The 18,543-nt window shown below is 69.2% G+C and carries 20 protein-coding genes; 6 read left to right on the forward strand and 14 right to left on the reverse strand.

Annotated elements, in window-relative coordinates; genetic code table 11:
- Nucleotides 1-26 precede the first annotated feature (26 nt).
- Both H6717_12040 and H6717_12045 read right to left on the reverse strand, forming a co-directional pair.
- Nucleotides 27-929: a folate-binding protein YgfZ gene (locus H6717_12040; GenBank protein ID MCB9577742.1), complete on the reverse strand. Its 903-nt coding sequence runs from the start codon at nucleotides 927-929 to the stop codon at nucleotides 27-29.
- 80 nt (nucleotides 930-1,009) lie between these two features.
- Complete coding sequence (locus tag H6717_12045) at nucleotides 1,010-1,840, reverse strand: PDZ domain-containing protein (GenBank protein ID MCB9577743.1); 831 nt, start codon at nucleotides 1,838-1,840, stop codon at nucleotides 1,010-1,012.
- A gap of 51 nt (nucleotides 1,841-1,891) precedes the next feature.
- On the opposite strand from H6717_12045, the gene asnS reads away from it, so the two are divergent.
- Complete coding sequence (asnS, locus tag H6717_12050; GenBank protein MCB9577744.1) at nucleotides 1,892-3,184, forward strand: asparagine--tRNA ligase; 1,293 nt, start codon at nucleotides 1,892-1,894, stop codon at nucleotides 3,182-3,184.
- A 25-nt stretch (nucleotides 3,185-3,209) separates the two neighbouring features.
- On the opposite strand, the gene H6717_12055 is transcribed toward asnS, so the two are convergent.
- Nucleotides 3,210-3,902: an NAD(P)H-binding protein gene (locus H6717_12055; GenBank protein MCB9577745.1), complete on the reverse strand. Its 693-nt coding sequence runs from the start codon at nucleotides 3,900-3,902 to the stop codon at nucleotides 3,210-3,212.
- Nucleotides 3,899-4,609 (reverse strand): iron-containing redox enzyme family protein, encoded by a 711-nt coding sequence (locus H6717_12060; GenBank protein ID MCB9577746.1) that lies wholly within the window; start codon nucleotides 4,607-4,609, stop codon nucleotides 3,899-3,901. The genes H6717_12055 and H6717_12060 overlap by 4 nt, the downstream gene beginning before the upstream one ends.
- A gap of 264 nt (nucleotides 4,610-4,873) precedes the next feature.
- Here H6717_12060 and H6717_12065 point away from each other — a divergent pair, with 264 nt between their 5' ends.
- The 3 genes from H6717_12065 to H6717_12075 all read left to right on the forward strand — a co-directional run bounded on the left by H6717_12065 (nucleotide 4,874) and on the right by H6717_12075 (nucleotide 7,121).
- On the forward strand, nucleotides 4,874-5,704 hold the full coding sequence (locus tag H6717_12065) for a class II glutamine amidotransferase (protein ID MCB9577747.1): 831 nt from the start codon (nucleotides 4,874-4,876) through the stop codon (nucleotides 5,702-5,704).
- Nucleotides 5,705-5,819: 115 nt separating this feature from the next.
- Nucleotides 5,820-6,335 (forward strand): hypothetical protein, encoded by a 516-nt coding sequence (locus H6717_12070; protein ID MCB9577748.1) that lies wholly within the window; start codon nucleotides 5,820-5,822, stop codon nucleotides 6,333-6,335.
- A gap of 3 nt (nucleotides 6,336-6,338) precedes the next feature.
- Nucleotides 6,339-7,121 carry a zinc ribbon domain-containing protein gene (locus tag H6717_12075; GenBank protein ID MCB9577749.1) on the forward strand — a complete coding sequence of 261 codons (783 nt, stop codon included), beginning with the start codon at nucleotides 6,339-6,341 and terminating at the stop codon, nucleotides 7,119-7,121.
- Between the two features lie 86 nt (nucleotides 7,122-7,207).
- Here the strand turns inward: H6717_12075 and H6717_12080 are convergent, their stop codons facing one another.
- From H6717_12080 to H6717_12100, 5 genes are all read right to left on the reverse strand, one after another.
- The gene (locus tag H6717_12080) at nucleotides 7,208-8,128 is read right to left on the reverse strand and encodes a patatin-like phospholipase family protein (protein ID MCB9577750.1); all 921 of its coding nucleotides are present in this window, start codon (nucleotides 8,126-8,128) and stop codon (nucleotides 7,208-7,210) included.
- Nucleotides 8,129-8,291: 163 nt separating this feature from the next.
- Nucleotides 8,292-8,735, reverse strand: a complete 444-nt coding sequence (locus H6717_12085) for a hypothetical protein (GenBank protein ID MCB9577751.1) — start codon at nucleotides 8,733-8,735, stop codon at nucleotides 8,292-8,294.
- A 131-nt stretch (nucleotides 8,736-8,866) separates the two neighbouring features.
- Nucleotides 8,867-10,585 (reverse strand): 3-oxoacyl-ACP synthase, encoded by a 1,719-nt coding sequence (locus H6717_12090; protein MCB9577752.1) that lies wholly within the window; start codon nucleotides 10,583-10,585, stop codon nucleotides 8,867-8,869.
- Entirely contained in the window at nucleotides 10,582-12,729 is a 2,148-nt protein-coding gene (locus H6717_12095; GenBank protein ID MCB9577753.1) for a 3-oxoacyl-ACP synthase, read from the reverse strand. Before H6717_12095 ends, H6717_12090 begins: the two co-directional genes overlap by 4 nt.
- On the reverse strand, nucleotides 12,726-12,983 hold the full coding sequence (locus H6717_12100) for a hypothetical protein (protein MCB9577754.1): 258 nt from the start codon (nucleotides 12,981-12,983) through the stop codon (nucleotides 12,726-12,728). The genes H6717_12095 and H6717_12100 overlap by 4 nt, the downstream gene beginning before the upstream one ends.
- Nucleotides 12,984-13,145: 162 nt before the next feature.
- On the opposite strand from H6717_12100, the gene H6717_12105 reads away from it, so the two are divergent.
- A complete protein-coding gene (locus H6717_12105) occupies nucleotides 13,146-13,940 on the forward strand; it encodes an enoyl-CoA hydratase/isomerase family protein (GenBank protein MCB9577755.1) in 795 nt (264 codons plus the stop codon).
- A gap of 9 nt (nucleotides 13,941-13,949) precedes the next feature.
- Here the strand turns inward: H6717_12105 and H6717_12110 are convergent, their stop codons facing one another.
- A complete protein-coding gene (locus H6717_12110; protein MCB9577756.1) occupies nucleotides 13,950-14,831 on the reverse strand; it encodes an AAA family ATPase in 882 nt (293 codons plus the stop codon).
- Nucleotides 14,832-15,071: 240 nt separating this feature from the next.
- Between H6717_12110 and H6717_12115 the strand changes: the two genes are divergently transcribed.
- Nucleotides 15,072-15,269, forward strand: a complete 198-nt coding sequence (locus H6717_12115; protein MCB9577757.1) for a hypothetical protein — start codon at nucleotides 15,072-15,074, stop codon at nucleotides 15,267-15,269.
- A 35-nt stretch (nucleotides 15,270-15,304) separates the two neighbouring features.
- Here the strand turns inward: H6717_12115 and H6717_12120 are convergent, their stop codons facing one another.
- The 4 genes from H6717_12120 to maf all read right to left on the reverse strand — a co-directional run bounded on the left by H6717_12120 (nucleotide 15,305) and on the right by maf (nucleotide 18,486).
- The gene (locus H6717_12120; GenBank protein ID MCB9577758.1) at nucleotides 15,305-16,198 is read right to left on the reverse strand and encodes an RluA family pseudouridine synthase; all 894 of its coding nucleotides are present in this window, start codon (nucleotides 16,196-16,198) and stop codon (nucleotides 15,305-15,307) included.
- 70 nt (nucleotides 16,199-16,268) lie between these two features.
- A complete protein-coding gene (locus tag H6717_12125; GenBank protein MCB9577759.1) occupies nucleotides 16,269-16,532 on the reverse strand; it encodes a hypothetical protein in 264 nt (87 codons plus the stop codon).
- Nucleotides 16,523-17,941: a glycosyltransferase family 39 protein gene (locus H6717_12130; GenBank protein MCB9577760.1), complete on the reverse strand. Its 1,419-nt coding sequence runs from the start codon at nucleotides 17,939-17,941 to the stop codon at nucleotides 16,523-16,525. The genes H6717_12125 and H6717_12130 overlap by 10 nt, the downstream gene beginning before the upstream one ends.
- Nucleotides 17,887-18,486, reverse strand: a complete 600-nt coding sequence (gene maf / locus H6717_12135) for a septum formation protein Maf (GenBank protein MCB9577761.1) — start codon at nucleotides 18,484-18,486, stop codon at nucleotides 17,887-17,889. Before maf ends, H6717_12130 begins: the two co-directional genes overlap by 55 nt.
- Nucleotides 18,487-18,543: the final 57 nt, after the last annotated feature.

The following is an 18,543-nucleotide window of genomic DNA, read 5'->3' on the forward strand; positions in this document are numbered from 1 at the left end:
GTAGTGGTCGGCCTCGCCGGTTGCAATCAGACGGGCTCGGCGAGCACTTCCGCCTCGGCTCCCGCCACCAAGAGCCGGGTCTTCGGCTCCGCAAAGGCAGCAGAAACCCGAGCCAGCGCCAGCAGCTGCCCGGCGACGGCGCTGTTGGCCACCGTGGTGAGCTCGCCCACCGCCGCGTCGTGTCCGGGCGCATTCACCGCCATGCCGGGCGTCGCGTCTGCGGACAGTCGCAGCGTGATCACACTGCGCTTGGTCTTGCCTCGGGCGTTTTGCATGTAGACGACCTCCTGCCCCAGGTAACAGCCCTTGGTCCAACACACCGCGCGCTCCGCCAGCGAAGCGTCGTGGGGATTGTCCCCGGCGTCGAAGTCGACCCCGAAGCGCGGCACCCGGCGTTCCACTCGCAGGCGCTCCCAGTCCTCCGCACTCCCGACGACGGCGCCCGCGTTCGTGAGCCGCTCCAACACCTCTCGAGCGTCGGTTCGGCGCACCACGACCGCCGCGCCCCCGAGACCGGTGAGGTCCACCGCGCCCAGAGCGATGGCGCCTTCGTCCCGCGCGAGCTCCGTCGCCTTGGGGCCGTGCAGGAACAGGAACCCGAGCTCCGCGCTGCGGTCGGCAATCTCCGCGTCTTCCATCACCAGCATCCGATCCAGATGCGACAAGAGCTCCGCCGTGCGGTTCGGCGCCGCGCTCGAGTAGATGGCGTCCGCGCTGGCCACCAGCACCAGGTCACTCACGATCTTTCCCTGCTTGGTCAGCGACAGGCCCCAAGCGCCTCGGTCCGGCGCCACGCCCGCGGTATCGCAGGTGAGCACGGCGTTCAGCCAGCTCGCCCGGTCCGCTCCCGTGACCTCCAGACAGCCGAGCTCGGGCGCAGCGACGACCAGCGCGCCTTCTCGCGCCGCGCGATCTTGCAGCGAAGTCATGGCCTGTCTCTTGGCCCGTCCCCCGGGGGCGTCAAGCTGCACCGTCGCCAGCGACGGCGAGCCAGCGGCGAGCCAAACACCTACTCGACGGGGATTTCCTCGCTGTGCAGCGGGTACATGGGACCGTCTTTCAGCGTGACGTCCACCACCGAGCCGTCGTCGTGTTTCAGGGTCAGGTGCAAGCCCACCTGCGAGTTGGTGTTGATCAGGCTCTTGGGCTCGCCTTCTTCCATCTTGCGGACGTCCTTGCCCTGGATGGCCATGATGCGATCCCCGGGCTTCACGCCGGCGCGGGCAGCCGGAGACTCCGCCACCACGCGACTGACGTACACGTCTTGGGTCCGGAGCTCGTAGTAGAAGCCCACGCCAATCTTGGCCTTGGCCGGGGCGATGGCGAGCCGCACCTTGGCGCCGCTGTCACACAAGATGTCGAGGCTCCCCTGCTGCGCCTCGCGATGCGGATGCTTGATGTCCCAAACGCAGATGGGATGGTTGTTGATGGGGTTCTTGTCCCAAAGCTCCACACGCAGCACGCTGCCCTTGGGCACCCGGTAGTTGCTCTTCACCCCGTCCGGCCAGGTGGGCGTCAGGGTGTTGGACTGCACCGGCGTGCGGACGATCTCTTCTTCCCCCAGAAACAGCTTGGCAAAGGGGTCCGGCGCCGCGCCGCCCACGGCGTCCCAACGCCGGCCATCCCGCGTGGTGCTGGGAATGGTGGCCCCCTCGAACGCCAGGTAGAGCACGTCCGCCGGCGGCGGTGGCGACAGCTCCTTGCCCGCAGGCGCCGGCCGCACCGGCGTCTTGATCTCCGGGTACACGGCACCGCAACCGAAGGCCGCAAGGACGCAGACCAGCGCCGCCGCGCAGAGCGGGAGCGCGAAATTGGCGAACGAATCCCGCAGGGACTTCATGACAGCCGCGCAGGCTACCACATCGACGCGATAATGAGCTATCTCGCCCCCATGGCCCGCGTCAGCATCGATAGCCTCCATTCCCACGTCGGCGAAACCGTCACCCTGGAAGGCTGGCTCTACAACAAGCGCTCCAGCAAGAAGCTCGTGTTCCTGGAGCTTCGCGACGGCACCGGCATCGTGCAGTGCATCGTGTTCAAGGGAGACGTGAGCCCCGAGCTCTTCCAGCTGGCCGACGGCCTGGGGCAGGAGTCGTCATTGCGCGTGGTGGGCGAAGTGCGTGCCCATCCCAAGCACGAAGACACCTTCGAGGTGGGCGTCAAGGAGCTCACCGTTCTGGCGCCGTCGGACGACTACCCGATCTCGCCGAAAGACCACGGCACGGACTTCTTGATGGACCATCGCCACCTGTGGCTTCGCAGCCGCCGGCAGCACGCGATCATCCGGGTGCGCCACGCGATCATCCAGGCCGTGCGCAGCTTCTTCGACGATCGCGGCTTCACCTTGGTGGACGCCCCGATCTTCACGCCCAACGCATGCGAAGGCACCAGCACGCTGTTCGAGACGACGTACCACGAGCAGAAGGCGTACCTGACGCAATCCGGCCAGCTGTACATGGAAGCCGCCGCCGCTGCTTTCGGGCAGGTGTACTGCTTCGGCCCCACGTTCCGCGCGGAGAAGAGCAAGACGCGACGCCACCTGGCGGAGTTCTGGATGGTGGAGCCAGAGGTCGCCTTCATGGACCTCGCCGGTGACATGCAACTTGCGGAGGACTTCCTGTCGGCCATCGCCGCTCACGTGCTCGCCACGCGGCGGCAGGAGCTCGCGGTCCTGGAGCGCGACGTGAGCAAGCTGGAAGCCATAAAGGCGCCGTTCCCGCGCATCACCTACCACGAGGCCATCGACATCTTGCGCGAGGCCGGTCACGACGCGAAGCCCGGCGACGACTTCGGAGGCGACGAGGAAACCGTCATCAGCCAGAAGTTCGATCGTCCGGTGATCGTGCATCGCTACCCGGCAGCGCTGAAGGCCTTCTACATGAAGCGCGATCCCGAAAACCCCGAGCTCAGCCTGTGCATGGACGTGCTCGCCCCAGAGGGCTACGGCGAGGTCATCGGCGGCGGACAGCGCGAAGACGATCTCTCGGTCCTCGAAACCGCAGTGAAGACCCACGGCCTGCCGGAAGACGCCTTCCAGTGGTACTTCGACGTCCGCCGCTACGGCAGCTTCCCCCACGCAGGCTTCGGCCTTGGCATCGAGCGCACCGTGGCCTGGATGTGCGGCCTGCCACACGTTCGGGAGACGATCCCCTTCCCCCGCATGCTGAACCGCCTCTCGCCCTGACGGGGATCGCGCCGAGGCCGGAAAATCAGCTGCGGAGATCCTCGGACTCGAGAATCAGCATTTTTTCATTGGGTGTTGGTGCGGCGCGCACCAGAGCGCGAGCAAGCTCCACGTTGCTCGTCGATCGGTACCGCTCTTTGAGACGTCGTGCCCCCACCCACGACAGCGTCGTGAGCAGGGCGTCACTCACCGTCGCTCCGATACGCTCCCCAGGGCGCGACTCGTCTCGGTCCGGCCCGGTAATGAACGACGGTCGCGCGATCACGCTCGAGAGCGCCGAGTCGCGCAGCAGCCCTTCCACGCGCGCCCGCGCGCCGTAGTAACCGCCCTTCGCCGTGTCGCTCACGCCCGCCGCGGACAGGTACACGAACAGCGGCGCGACCCCCGACCCCTCGGCGGCTTTCAGCAACAACGCGCTGAGGCCGTAGTCGACGCTCTCGTAGCTGTCCCCCGTCGTCGCGCCGCGCTTCTTCGTGGTACCGAGCAGCGCGAACACCACCTCGGGACAGAGGCGCGTGAGCTCTTCGGTCATGGCCCCGAGCTCCCAGGCGGCGGTGGACACTTCCGCCCCCATGGCGGAAAACCGCTCGCGCCACTCCGCGAGGCGTCCAGAGTCGGGTCGCACGTGAGCCACCACGCGAACGCCCTGCTCGGCGAGCTGGCGCACGACCTCGCGGCCGGTGTAGCCGGTGGCGCCGCCCACGAAGGCCGTCTTCACGAAGTCACCCGGATCTCGCCGCTCGGCCCGCGCACGAGCCCTACCGCCCGAGCCACGTCGTCGCGGTAGTCGAGCCACGCCTCGAGAGCCCCGGACAGCCCCTCCACCACCGCGTCTTGCCGCGCCTCGGGGACATGCTCGAGGATCACGCGCCAAGCCGCCGCGCGATGCGAGCCCTCCACCTGACGGTGCGCCTTGGTCAGGGCCAGCCGCTCGAGGGGCAGGCCGTAGTGCTTCACCAGTGGATGCTCGGACAGGGGTGGCTCCGGGCGGCGCTCCGCTGCGGGATCCAGCTCGCCCCGCTCGAAGCGGGTGCCTTCGACGAAGAGTGTCGTTACGGCAGCGGCCACGTCCCATCCCCGCTGCTGGGTGGCGTCGTCCAGGTAGGCCCGGTAGCGCGTGGCTCCCGGCAGCAGCTCGACGTGCTCGAAACGCTCCAGATCCATGCCCAGCCCCCGCGGATAGTCCAAGAACAACTCCGGATGCGGACGACCGGCCACGAGCCCGCCGGTCTCCTCTTCGTACACGTTTTCGATCAGCTCGCGGCGAGCCGCGGCAATCGGACACGTGACGTAGGCGCGCGCCACCATGATCGGAAAGTCGCGCACGTAGGTCGCGTACTCTTGCTCGAGGTGAACGTGTAGGCGCGCCGCCGGCACCAACCCACTCTGAAACGCCGGCCACGCCCAGTGCTGTTTCCGTTCCATGACGGCGAGCAGGCGTTCCTTGAAGTCCGAACCAGTCACGATCTCGGGTGTTAGCGCGCTCTGGCGAGCAACGCGAGTCCCGCTGCTCGGCCTATTGGCCGAAAAACATGCGGTCTGCCTCTTGACGCATGGTGAGAAGCGGGCTCGTTTCTCCGGAGCCACGGATTGGGTCATTGCAGATGTCAAAGCGGATGTGACAACTCGCTTCCGAGGACCCATGCTAACGAGGATGTCTCGACTCCCGAGGGAAGCCCGGAGGAATTGATGGCCCGCATGTTCGGTTTCATCGGTAATCGTGCAGACCTGGGCGCGCGTGTGCTCGCGCTGCACGCACCGGTGCTGCGCGTGAAAGCGTCGCCGGAGGAACCGCTCGGTTGGGGGATTGGTTTCTATCAGTCTGGGGAAGTCCTTCTGCGCCGCCGCCCGGTGGACGAGCGAGACGTGATCGACCTGGCCGAGGCCGCGGAGAACATCCGGACCGACATCCTGGTCGGCCACGTGCGTCATCCGAGCGTGGGCACGCTGAGGACCGAGAACACCCACCCGTTCCGCTACCGCAACTGGCTCTTCGCCCAGACCGGAACCATCGTGGGCTTCGAGCGCCTCCGGGATCGTCTGCTCGCCTCCCAGCCGGAGTTTCTGAGTCGAAACATCCGCGGGGACACGGACAGCGAGATGTTCTTCTACCTGTTCCTGTCGTTCCTGCACGACGCGGGGCATCTGAACCAGACCCACGTCGCCCCGGAGCACGTGGCCCAGGCCCTGCGCAGCAGCATTTCCTTGGTGGATCGCCTGAGCGCCGAGGAAGGCCACGCCGAAAACCGCGGGGACATCCTGGTCACCAACGGCGAGCACATGCTCGCGGTGCACCGCAACGGGACCATGGCCTACCGCGTCCTCAAGGGCCGCCACGACGTCGAGGAGCTGCTCGGCGAAGAGGGCCTGCGCAAGACGCGCATCCCCAGCATCGACAGTACCCGCTTCACCGTGATCGGCTCGGAGCTGGATGCCATTCCGGCGGGCTGGACAGCCGTCGAAAGCCCGTGCATCGTGACGCTCACTCGCACGGATGACCCGCACACGGAGCCGCTCTGATCGAAGCCTCGGGCCCTGGGCCTTTGGCCTGCTCGTGCTGAGCGCGTGTGGCCAACGGCCACCAAATTTCCCGACCACCGGCGAGCTCTCGGACGAACCGCGACACGCACCGGGCGTGGCAGTGGATCCCGCGCCGGAGCTTCCACCGCCGCGCGCGGAAGCGGACACCGAGAGCGGACTGGTGAGCCTGGACGCGCCGGCGGATCCGGAGCGTGCACGCGACGTGGTGCGCGAGTTCTTCAGCGCCATCGCCCGCAGCTCCTACGACGACCTGGAGCCACTCTTGGACGAGCAGGCCTGGGTCAACGGCGGGTCGAGCGGCGGTCGCCAGCGCGCCCGGAGCTTCTGGCAGATGCGCCTCAGCCGTCTGGACTACGGCTCCCTCGCCGGTCAGGTGATCTTTCGAGAGGCGGACCTCGAGACCTACAGCGCCAAGGACGTGAACGAGCTCCGTCCGCCGCGCGCCCTTCCGATGTCGGTCCAAGGCGACGACGTCTTGATCAAGGTTCCGGTGGCCGTGCCGCGAACGGGGCGCACGCGCCTGTTCGGCGACGAGATCGCGTTCTTGCTGCGGCCCTCGGGCACCGGCTTCGTGATCGTGGAGATGCTCGAGGAGTTTCAGATCCCCTGACCCATGTCGAACCTTCCGCACTCCCACGCCTGCCCCGCTTGCGGCACCTTCGTCTCCACCGGGGGCGGTCGCTGTCCGTCCTGCGGTGCACTGCTTCCGGAAGTGATGGGCTCGGTTCCACAGCAAGTGCATCGCGGCGTCATGGCGCGTCCCAAGCCGAAGCCAAAGGCCCCGGTGATGGCCATCCTGATGGTCAGCGGCGCCGTGATCATCGTGGGCGTGTTCCTGCTTTGGTGGACGCTGGGCGCCGGCGCGAAGCCCGCGCCCTCGGCCAGCGCCGCCGCGCCGCCGCCGCCGGCCCCGACCGACAGCGCAGCTCCGACGTCCGTGGAGCTGTCTCAGGCGCTCACCGACGCCCGGCGCCGAGCGACCAGCTGGTACCGTGACGCGAGCTTGCTGAGCATCGAAGCCGCGCCCGTAGCCGCCGGCAAGCTCGACGATCCCAAGGCCAGTGTCGTCGTCACCTGGGGCAAACCCACGGGACGCCTCGGTCCCGGTGCTCCCGTCGGCCCCGCCCGCTTGGTCGTCACCGTCACCGTCGTCGGCGCTTCGGAGAAGCAAGCGCAAGACGCGGACAAGAGCGTGGGCGTGGCCGAGCCCAGCTGCACCCTGGACGCCGCCTGGCGCGCCGCCGTCGCGTCGGGGCTCCCGTCGAGCAAGGCGCTGACGCTGAGCTACGCCCACAACCAGAAATACGATCGCGCGGTGTGGACCGCCCGCGCCGCGGGCGGCGAAGGTGACACCCGCACCCTCGACGGCCAGAGCTGCGCCATCATGGTGCGCTGACCGAGACGGCGTGCTCGCGCCGTGTCGTGCAGCGCGACGTGGCCGCGCCGCCCCGACAAGATCTGGCTGCTGGCAGCGATCTGCGCTCAGTTCGGGGGACCGGAGACGGCGGAGCGCGGGACGTCGAATACGCCCTGCTCCTTGGCGACGACCAGCGCCTGGAGCGCTGCACGATAGCCGCGCATCACCAGCGAGCGCGCCGCGAAGCGATTCAAGTAGCCGTAACGCCCGATGTCCGGCGCCACGTCGATGAAGTGACAGCGCGGATGAACGTGCGAATACAGATCCACACCGCGTCGCTCCTTCTCCGTGAGCATGATGTTCAACGACTGGTTGATCACCTGCAGCGGGCCCCGGCGAGCCATGCTGCGGCTCTCACGGCCCCCGGGAGCGGGCCGGTAGATGTTGGAGATGATCACCACGTCGGCGCCGGCTTCCACGGCGACGTCGGCGGACAACGTGCGGGCCACCTCGCCGTCGAGGTGATAGCGGCCGTCGATCTCGTAGGGTCGAAACAGCCCGGGCACGCAGCACGAAGCGGCGACGGCGCGACTGATCGGCGTCTCGGAATCGTAGCCGCGGCCGAACAGCACGCGCTCGGCGCGATCGATGTCGACGGCGGTCACGATCAATCGCCGATCGACCTGACGGAAGTCGTTCACCGGAAGGTGGCGGCGGAGATAGCGCTCCAGACGATCGATCGAGAAAAGGCCGCTGGTGAGGTAGCCCGGGTCGAGCAGATCTCGAATCTTCGGCGCACCGAAGAAGGTGCGCATGTGAAAGCGCGGCCCTCGGTGGCGGCGCTTCCACGGCAGGCGGTAGCCATCGAGCAGCACGTCCAGGGGGATGCCCTGGGCGTAGGTGGCGCTGACGATCGCGCCGGCGCTGGCGCCGACGAAGATCTCCGGATAGATGCCGAGCTCCTCGCAGGCCTTGAGCACTCCGAGATGCGCGATGCCTCGTGCGGCCCCCCCGGTTCCCACGAAGGCGACCTTGGGCTTGTGCATTGTTGCGGGTCGTCCTGGGCCAACCCGACGCGGGTTGGCGTCCTAACACTACTGCGTCATTTCCCTCGACCAAGCCTTGCGGGCGCTCGGCCAAGAGGTGAGGCAGTAGAGTGAGTTTGACCGACGGCCCACCCGGTCAGCAACTTCAATGTGACGCAACGTGTCACATGCCGGAGAGGATCTTGTAGGAGTCTCCGTTTTGCACGAGCTCGAGGCGATTGTCGGCCACCGTGCGGCGCCAGACGTCTCCCTTGTCCGTGGGGATCTTGTAGGAAGCGCTGTAGGTGAAGTCGACCAGCAGATGGTCCTTCCGACCGTGGGTGACCTTGCGATAGCGGATCTCGTAGCGAATCGCCTTGGTCTGCTTGAACTTGTCCTCGAGGTAGTCCTTCAGCCCGGCGTAGTCGATGTCGTCCGTCGCATCCACGTTGCCGCCGTCCTCGTAGTACGAGGGCGCTGCGAGCTGGAGCAAGAGCCCGATCTTCCGCTGCTCGACGGCCCTGCGATACTCCTCACAGAAGGAGATGACCCCCCGATTCTCGGCCGTGTCCTCCACGTCCGTGTTGGGGATGTACTCGGGGGTACAGCTGACCACGAGCAGACCCAAGAGCAGGGCCGCGACCAGGGGAAAAAGGCGAACGCGTCGATTTCGCATGCGGAGCGTGTCGGCTAAACGCCCGAAAACCGGGGCGCATTCCGGCCGGCACACTGCCAAAGCCGGGCGGGCCGGGCAAGGCTTCATTTCAGCCCGCGAAAAAGCTCCGTGGGGTCCGCGGGTAGCGCTCGGCCCAGGGCGGGATCCGCCCCCAGCACGGCCACAACGGCCCCGTTCGCGAGCGGCGCAAAGCCCGCGCTACGCCACAGCTCCCGGACGAAATCTCCGACGTCCTCCGCCGCAATGACGATCATCGCCCCTGCGTCCCCCGCGGCGATCAGGGCGCGGGCGACCATCAGCGCCTCCCCGAGCGGCTCCGGCCCGGCCCCCACCGACAGGGACGGCCCCCCAAGTCCCAGCCCGATGGCCGCGGTTCCGGCGCAAACGTTGGGGGACGTGGGCGGGAAGCGGCGGGGCTCCGCCCGGCGGCGCGTCCGACGGGTCTCGAAGTCCTCGTCGATCGTGAGCGTGGCAGCCGCCGTCGCGACCACCACGCCCACGCCGCCGAGGTCCAGGTGCGACAGCAGAGGCCGCGCACGGACCGCCGCGGCGAGCACCCAGGCACTCAGGGCGTCGAGGCGCGAGAGGCGCTCCGGTGGGATACGGACCAGCTTTGGGTCGACCTCCGGCGAGCTCACGGACAGCGCCGGGCTGGCGTACACCTGCCGCGGCGTGGACGGCTCTGGCCCGCGCGAGTTGGAAAGCACCAGCGCGGCGTTGGCACCGCCGAAGGCGCTGGAGAGCTTCAACGCATGCTCGGGGTTGCCCCGCTCCACGCGGGACAAGAGCCGCGCGCACAGCTCCGGTATGACGCTCCCCTCACCCGCCGCCGCCGGCAGCACGCCGCGCTCGAGGGCGTCGAGAGCCGCCAGGCTCTCGAGCGCGCCGGCGGCGCCGAGACAATGACCCACCACCGCCTTGAACGGATGCACCACGGCGTCGCTCGAGACCACGCGGGAGATGGCCCGCGCCTCGGCGCCGTCGTTGTGGGGGGTGCCCGTGGCGTGCGCGCTCACGACGTGGATCGGAGGGTGTCCGGCGTTTGCCAGCGCGCGCTCGGCGGCCCGCGCGAGGCCGAGGCCATCGGGATCCGGCGCCGTCACGTGACGCGCGTCGGAGCTGGCGCCGAAACCCGTCACGTAGCCCAAGGTCGGCGCGTCGGGGAACGCTTCCGGCCGCGCCAGGGCCAGGAGCGCCGCGCCTTCGCCCAACGCCAGGCCCTCCCGCTGAAGGCGAAACGACCGGACCTCGGCGCTGGTCGCGCCCAGCGCCTCGAAGCCCGCCGCGACGAAATCGCTGACCGCGTCGTAGCCGCCGGCGATGGCGAGATCCGCCGCGCCCTGCTGCAACAGTCGCAGGGCGATGCCAATGGCCAAAGTGGACGACGCACACGCGGCCAACACCTGGATGCGCGTCGCCGCGTGGAAGCGCTCCAGGGCAGCCAAAGGACCGAAGTACGGGACGGCCCGCGCATCCACGGCGCGCCCCGCGACCGCGTGCTCCAGGCTCTGCATGCCCCCGGACGAAGTGCCGACCACGACGGCGAGGCGGCCCGCGACGGCGTGCGCTTCGAGGTCCGCCGCCAGATCCTGCGCCACGAGCTCCAGCACCGCGCGGCCGCGATCCTTCGATGGTGGCAGCGCCGCACGCGCGCAGTACGGTCGTGTCAGGCCGGCGCGTTCGAGCGCCGCGTCGCGGGCGATGCGGGAAGGCGGCGCGTCGCCAGCGTCGCCCACGGAGACGGCCGAAGCGCCGCGGCCCTGGGCCGATACCGCTGCGTAGGCGATGACCCGCGCCGTCACGCCCCGGGCTTCCGCAGCAAGGTGGCCATCACCGCACTCCGCATGCCGCCCAGCACCAGCGCTTCCGACGCCTCCCCTCGCGCCACCAGGGCGGCAGCGGCGACGAGAGCGTAGCCACTCGACGCTTCGGCGCGCCCCAGGCCGGAATGGAGCGCGCGCCGCGGCACCGCCGCCCAGGCGCCGTCGCCGAGGACGGCGTCGTGGCGTTCGGCGGACAGGGTGGTGATCACCACGGCGCCCTCGCCAGGATCCGGCAGCTCCGTCGCGCGGGAGAGCTCGCGGCACAGCACGACCTCCGCCAACGCCTCGGGAGCGTTCGCTTCGAGCAAGAGGCACGCGGCACCGCCAGGCCGCTCACCGCCCGCGCCGTCCACGTGCAGCGGCGCGAGGACGCGGTCCACCACCGTGTCGCGGGGCTCCGCGCCGCCCGCCACCATCGCTTCCGCGACGCCCAAACCCAAAAATGAACAAGCGATGGACACGCTCGCCTCGGCGGACGCCGAGAGGCGCGCCGCCCCGAGCACGGGCCCGGTGAGGCCCAGGTAGATGGATGCGTTGCCCGATGGGGCCGACGGCACCAGGTGCGGGAACTCCGCAGGGCTCACGAAGCGCGGACCGCGCTCGAACAGTCGCTCGAGGAAGTGGACCGATCGCTCCACGTTGCCGAACGCCGAACCCACCACCAGCCCGACGCCGCGGCCATCGCGTCCCTCGAGCACCATCTCCGCGCCACTGGTCGCCAGCGCCGAGGCTTGATCGAAGCGACGCGAGCGCGCGGGGTCCAGCGCCGCCAGGGGATCCTCGAGCTCCGCGGGTGCGGCGCCGGCGTCCGCGAGGAGCAGAGCGTTGTCGATGCCGCGCAGCCGACCGAGAGGACCAATGCTCGACAGCGCCGTGACCAACGTGCGCCGGGCCCGCGGGTCGGCACCGCGCCATTCGGCCCCCGCATGGGTGAAGACCAACACGCTGTCGGTGCCACCGAATCCGAAGGAGCTCGACAGCGCCGAGCGGATCGAAAGCTGCTTGCCGCGGTGACGCACGTAGTGGAGGTCCGCCTGCGGGTCGGGATGCTCGAGCCCAACGGTGGGCGGGATCTCGCCCCGCGCCAGGGCCAGCACCGAGAAAACGGCCTCCACGGCGCCGGCGGCGCCCAGCGTATGGCCGACCTGCGCCTTGGAGGACGACACCCACACCCGATGTGTCTCTTCACCCAGGGCCCGCCGCAGCGCCGCGGCCTCGGCGACGTCATTCTGAGGTGTCGCGGTGCCGTGAGCGTTCACGTAGTCGAGATCTCGCGGCCCGAGCCCCGCACAGCGGAGCGCACGCTCGATGAGCTCCGCCGCCGTGGCTCCGCCCGGCTCGGGATGCGTGATGTGATGCGCTTCCGCGCCCACGGCCCAGCCGTCGAGCCATGCGAGCACCGTCGCGTCTCGAGCCACGGCCTCTTCCTCGAGCTCCATCACCAGGAAGGCGGCGCCCTCGCCCAGGTTCAGGCCCGCGCGACCAACGTCGAAGGGCCGACAAGGCTCGGGGTCCGTGGCACCCAGGGCGTTGAAGCCGGCGAAGGTCAGGCGACAAAGTCCGTCGGTACCCCCGACCAACACGCGCCGCGCTGCGCCGGAACGGAGCCACGCCGCCCCCAGCACGATGGCGTTGGCGCCGCTCGAGCAGGCGCTGCACAGCGTGGCTTGCTCCACCACTCCCCCGACGCTCTCCGCCACTCGCTCCGCGGACGTCGACAGCGGATAGGACAAAAGCCGCCGCGCCGCATCGCTCTCGCCAGCGGTGTGCATCTGCGCCAGCACGCTCTCGGCTTCGAACATCCCACCGGTGGTCGCGCCCACGGCCAAGTGGAGCGGCTGCCCCGCGGGCACCGCGGCCGAGGCCAGCGCCTCGCGCGCCGCCAAGACCGCCAGCGCGTCGCTCCGACTCCACTCGCTCCCCTGCCCTCGCGGCGCGACGTCGCTCGGGGAGAGGCCGCGCACCTCGGCCGCCAAGCGACTGCGCTGTCCGCCCACGTCGAACAGCGTCACCGGCGCGATGCCACGCTCCCCGGCAATCAGCGCGGAGAAGGTGGAGCTCTGGTCGGCGCCCAGCGCGGAGACCACACCGACCCCCGTCACGGCGATACGGGCCCTTGTCATCGGGTGGCGAGCACGTGGTCCGCGAGGGCGTTCACGGAAGCGAAGATGACCTTGGCTTCTTCACCCTCCGGGATCACCACGCCGAAGCGCTCTTCGATGGCCATCGCCAGCTGCAGGGCGTCCAGGGAGTCGAGGCCGAGCCCTTCGCCGAACAGGGGTGCGGCGTCGTCGATGTCCGCTTCGGTCTTGTCTCGGATGTCGAGCTCCGTGAGGATCAAGCGTTTGATTTCGAGCTTGAGGCTGTCTCGGTCCATGCAGGGCAGTGCCCGAGCTTAGCGCCAATTCCGCCCGAAATGCCTCCCGTCACCACGGAAATCAGCCTTGGCGGGGCGGGTGCCGCTTCCCAGATGACCGAGCGTGTAGCCGAGAATCCATGGATTGCCAGCTACGGGATGGGCCATTAGTGTCCACGGGCCATGGGGAATCTCGTCGACTACGACACGCACCACGGCGTAGCGGTCGTGACCCTGAACGACCCGCCGGTCAACGCCTACACCCACGAGATGATGAAGGAGCTCGATGACGCCATCCTGGAGGCGCGTTTCGATCCCGACGTCCACGTGATCGTGCTCACGGGTTCGGGGGACCGCTACTTCTGCTGTGGCGCCAACATCGACATGCTCCGAGAGGCGGACCAGAACTTCAAGTACTACTTCTGCCTGCACGCCAACGAGACCCTGCGTCGCCTGGAAGAGACCCCCAAGCTCAGCATCGCCGCGCTCAACGGACACACCGTGGGAGGCGGCCTCGAGGTCGCCATGGCGTGCGACGTGCGCATCGCGCGGCAGGGGGACTTCAAGATGGGTCTGCCCGAGGTTCGCCTGGGCGTGTTGCCGGGCACCGGCGGCACGCAGCGCTTGACGCGCCTCATCGGCCGGGCTCGCGCCATGCAGGTGATGATCGAGGGAGAGTACTTTTCTCAGAAGCAGGCCCTCGAGTGGGGCGTGGTCCACTACTTGTGGGAGACGCGAGACGTCGAGACCTTCCAGGCGAAGGTGCGGGACTACGCCCACAAGTTCACGCCACCATCCAAGGCGTCGCTGGCGGTCGGTCGCATCAAGCGCGCCGTGCAAGCGGCGATCGATCTACCCATCGATCAAGGCCTCGCCCTGGAACGGGAGCTGCAGGCCGAGCTGTTCGCCAGCGACGACGCCCGCGAAGGGCTCGACGCCTACTGCGAAAAGCGCGCCCCGGCGTTTCGAGCGCGTTAGACCCACTGTTCACCTGGGTTGACACACTGCCGCCACCACGTCCGCGTCCCGCACGCCGTCGGCCTCCGCGCGGTAGCTCAGCACCATCCGGTGTCGGAGCGCGGGCAGCACCAAGTGACGGACGTCCTCGATGTCCGCTGCGGCTTCCCCCTGCACCGCCGCGCGAGCCTTGGCGGCGAGCACCAACGCTTGGCTGCCCCGCGGCCCCGCACCGAAGCGCACGTACTGGCGCACCTCTTCTGGTGCGTCCGGCGCGCTGGGGCGCGTGGCCCGGGCGAGCCGCACGGCGAGATCCACGGCTTCGTCCGTGACGGGGATGCGCGGCACGAGCGCCCCGAGGGCTCGCAGCTCGTCCACGTCGAGCACGGGCTCGATTTCCTGCGGCGCTCCGGAGGTGGTGCGGCGAGCGATCTCTCGCTCCTCGGTTTCCGTCGGGTAGCCAACATGCACCTCGAGCAAGAAGCGGTCGAGCTGCGCCTCCGGAAGTGGGTAGGTGCCCTCTTGCTCGATGGGGTTGCGGGTGGCGAACACCTGAAACGGATCCGGCAGCGCGTGGGTCGAGCCGCCCACCGTCACGTGACGCTCCTGCATCGCCTGCAACAGGGCCGCCTGGGTCTTCGGCGGGGTCCGGTTGATCTCGTCCGCGAGCACCAGGTTCTTGAAGATGGGACCGGCCATGAAGCGGATCTCTCGGCGCACCGCGCCGCCCACTTCCACCTCGTTCAGTACGTCGGTACCGGTGATGTCCGCGGGCAGCAGATCCGGCGTGAACTGCACGCGCCCGAAGGTCAAGCTCAGGGCCCGCGCCACGCTGGAGACGAGCAGCGTCTTCGCGAGGCCAGGCACGCCCACGAGCAGCGCGTGGCCTCGGGCAAAGAGCGTGACCAGCATCGCGTCAACGACCTCGTCCTGCCCCACGACCACCCGGGCCACCTGCTCCTTGAGCCGGCTCACGGCTCGGGCGCAGCCGTCGAGCAGCTCGACGTCGCGAGAAGGTTCGGCGATGGGGGAAGCAGAAGCGGTCACTGAGCTCGAGACTCCGGAAAAGCGGGTCGCGAGCTTAGCAGAAGACGTCCCGCGGGCACGAGTCGGTTGCGCCGCCGAAAAGAGCTGTGTAAGCGGTCGCTACCCATGGGACAAGAGTCGGTCAGCCTCGACGCCGGCGCGGCGGGCGCTGGCCCGAAGACGCGCATCGTCGTCGAGCGCCCCGCACCCGGGTTGGCTCGCGGCAAGTTCGCTTGGCCGCCCTGGGGCATCGGCGTCGTCGGCGGGCTGATCATCGCCGTCGCGATCGGCTACTTCATCGTGCGTTGGCGCCGCCGCCGTTGACGTAGTGCGCGGCGTTACCGCGGCGGACCGACATTCTATCGAGAAAGAGCGGACAGCGCGGCTCGAGCTCGGGCGAAGTCATCCGGCACCGGCGCCTCGAAATGCAGCTCCGCACCCGTGATGGGATGCACGAAGCCGAGCACGGCGGCGTGGAGCGCCTGCCGGCCGAGGGCATCCGCAATGGCACCGAGATCGGGATCCGCGAGCGGACGTCCGTACAGCGCGTCGGCCAGTATCGGCGTCTTGCACTGCTCGGACAGGTGCACGCGGATCTGATGCGTACGCCCGGTGGCGAGCCGACAGCGCACCAGCGCGGCGCGACCGCCGGCCAGTCGCGCGATCACGCTCACGTGAGTGACGGCACGACGACCGGAGTCACCAAGCGACGTGAAGCGCAGCCGCGACTTTGGATGGCGACCGTGAAACGTGTCGAGCGTGCCATCTCGTGGCACGCCCACGGTGAGCGCCAGATAGGCTCGCTCCACGCTGTGCACGGCGAGCTGCGCCTTGAGCCCTTCGCGGGTGGCGTCGTCCTTGGCCACCACCAAAACGCCGCTGGTGTCCTTGTCCAGCCGCTGTACGATGCCCGGCCGCAGCGCCCCCTCCGGATCTCGGGGATCGCTCGGCGGGCGGCGGAAATCCGGTCGGGCCAGGAGGCCATTGACGAGGGTGCCGCCGCGATGGCCCCGCGCCGGGTGCACCACCAAGCCGGCGGGCTTGTTCACCACCACCAGGTGCGCGTCCTCGAACAGCACGTCGATCTCGACGCCTGGATCCGGCTCGGCGCGGCTCGGCGGCGCGGGTCCGGGATCCACGTCGATCACGTCGCCGGCGCGACCCACGTCCTTCTGCCGGCACGGCTGGCCGCCAAGGTGCACACGCCCCTCGTCGATCCAGCGTTGTACGGACGCGCGGGAAGTCCCGGGCATCAGCCGGGTGAGGACCTTGTCGATGCGTTCGCCGGCGAGCTCGTCGTCGAGCACGAAGCGCGGCAAGCGTCTACCAGATGCTGCTCTTGATGTGGCCCTTGGACTTCACCAAGATGTCGACCAAGGCGCGATCGTAGAAGTTCTTAGCGTACAGATCAGGAGAGACTCGGCTCTTGTACAGCGCCCGACCCTCTTCCACTTCCTCGCTGAGCTCGTCGAACAGGCTGTCTTGCTCGATGCCGCGGATGATCTTCTCCTCGTTGTACAGGGAGAGATCGCTGGCGATGGCGCGGGCGAGCCGACGGGCGGCCTCTTCGGTCTCGATCAGGGGCATGTAGACGGCTCCTTTGGGTCCGACGAAGTATCGCCCGGCCCAGGGCGAAGTGTCAAAAACGTCCCCGCCAGCGCGGCGATCAGCGGAAAGCACGGCAGCGAGTAGCGACCGGCACCGAAAAACACGGCGTGGGTCAGCAGCGTGGCGACGAGGGCCCCGAGGCAGAGCCCCGCCGGAGGGTGATCGAGCAGCCGGCGGCCCAGGAGCGCCGCCGAGACGCACAAGAGCACGATGGCCACCCAGGCCGGGGGCGAGAGCAACACCAAGGAGCCGACGACCGCCAGGGCCCAACGCGCCCGACGGCGCTTGGCTTCGGCCCGGGCGACGGCGAAGAGCGCGAGGACCGTGAGTGCCCGCTGCCAGAAGGTCTCGATCACGCCCAAGCGGAGCTTCGCCCGATCCCCGAAGGCGCTCGGGTTCGAGGCGTGGAGGTACCATCCCGCAGCGCCGGCGTAGTCGAAGGTGTAGGAGAGCTTCGCGGGGATCAGCGAGAGCCAACGCAGCGGGCGCTCGCGAATCAGCTTCGTCGCGGCGCCCTCGAAGCAGACGTCCTTCTCTGCTTCTCCCCACACCGTGCGACAGGGCTCGGGCACGCTGTCCCCGGTGATGGGCACGAACGTTCCGTTGGCACCGGGGGTGGCTCCGATGAGCAGGTTCCAGCCTCCGTTGGCGCTGACGACCACGCAGCGATCCATCGCCCGGCAATTGCGCACGGTCCAGGGCACCACACACGCCGCAGCGATGGCGGTGACGCCGAGAGCCGAAAGGACGCGCCGCCGCGGCGCGGCGACCAGGGCGAAGAGCGGCGCGAAGAGCAGCGTCTGGGGGCGCACCAGCGTCGCGACGCCCAGCACCAGGCCGAGCAGGACGAGGGCCGCGGTGCGGCGGCGCACCGCGCACCACGCCGCCAGGGCGACCAGCGACGCGGTGACGCCCTCCGTCATCAACGCCGGGGTATACAGCACCAGCCCCGGATGCAGCGCCACCGCCAGCGCGGCGAACAGGGCGCCCGTGCGGGTCGCGACGGTGGCCGCGATGCGATGAACGGCCCACACGCTCGCCGCCCCGAGCGCCGCGTTGAGCAACATCGCCAGGACCGGATGATCGCCGAACACGGCGTAGAGCCCGGCAACGAGCGCCGGATAGCCGACGGGATAGTGCGCGACGGCGGTGACGGCTCCGTCCTTCCACAGCCAGCTGTAGCCGTGGCCTTCGGCGATGCGCGTCGCGAGCACGTGGTAGAAGTCGCCGTCGGCGGTGGGCGGAAAGCGCGGGTAGGCCCACAGCACAACGGCGAGGCGCGCCACGAGGCCCACGGAAGTGGCGATGGCAGCGTCACTTCGCCGCGGCGCGCTCACGGAAAGCCATGCAGCAAGCCGGCGTCGAGCAGATCCCGAACGACCTCGCACTGCGGTAGTCCCACGACGTTGGAGTACGAGCCCTCGATGCGCTCCACCAAGAACGCGCCGATGCCCTGGATCGCGTAGCCACCGGCCTTGTCGAACCCTTCGCCGGTGGCGGCATAGCGCGCGATTTCGTCGGCGCTGGCGCCGCGCATGACCACGCGGGTCTCCACCGTGCGGGCGCTCACCCGCTCCGGCCCGGGGCGCGCAATCGCGTAGCGCGTCATCACCACGTGGGCCCGCCCCACCAGTCGGCGCAGCATCTCGGCCGCCTCTCTGGCATCCGCCGGCTTGCCGAGGATCTCGTCATCCACCACCACCGAGGTGTCGGCCACCAAGAGCCCCCCCACGTCCGCCGTCGCCTCGGCTCCCACTGCCGCGAGCTTCGCGTCCACCACGCGGTGCAGGTACGCCGCGGCCCCCTCACCCGGCGCGACGCTCTCGTCCACCGAAGCGGGCCGTACCCGTACCGGGATCCCGAGATCCGCGAGCAACTCGCGCCGACGCGGCGACGCCGAGCCGAGCAACAGGGGCGTATCGGCGTCGATCACGGGACACCGGGTAGCACAGATCAGCGGACGGCGGGGCCACCGTCGCGCTATCGTCCC

The organism is Polyangiaceae bacterium, from assembly GCA_020633235.1.
Lineage (GTDB): Bacteria > Myxococcota_A > Polyangia > Polyangiales > Polyangiaceae > JACKEA01.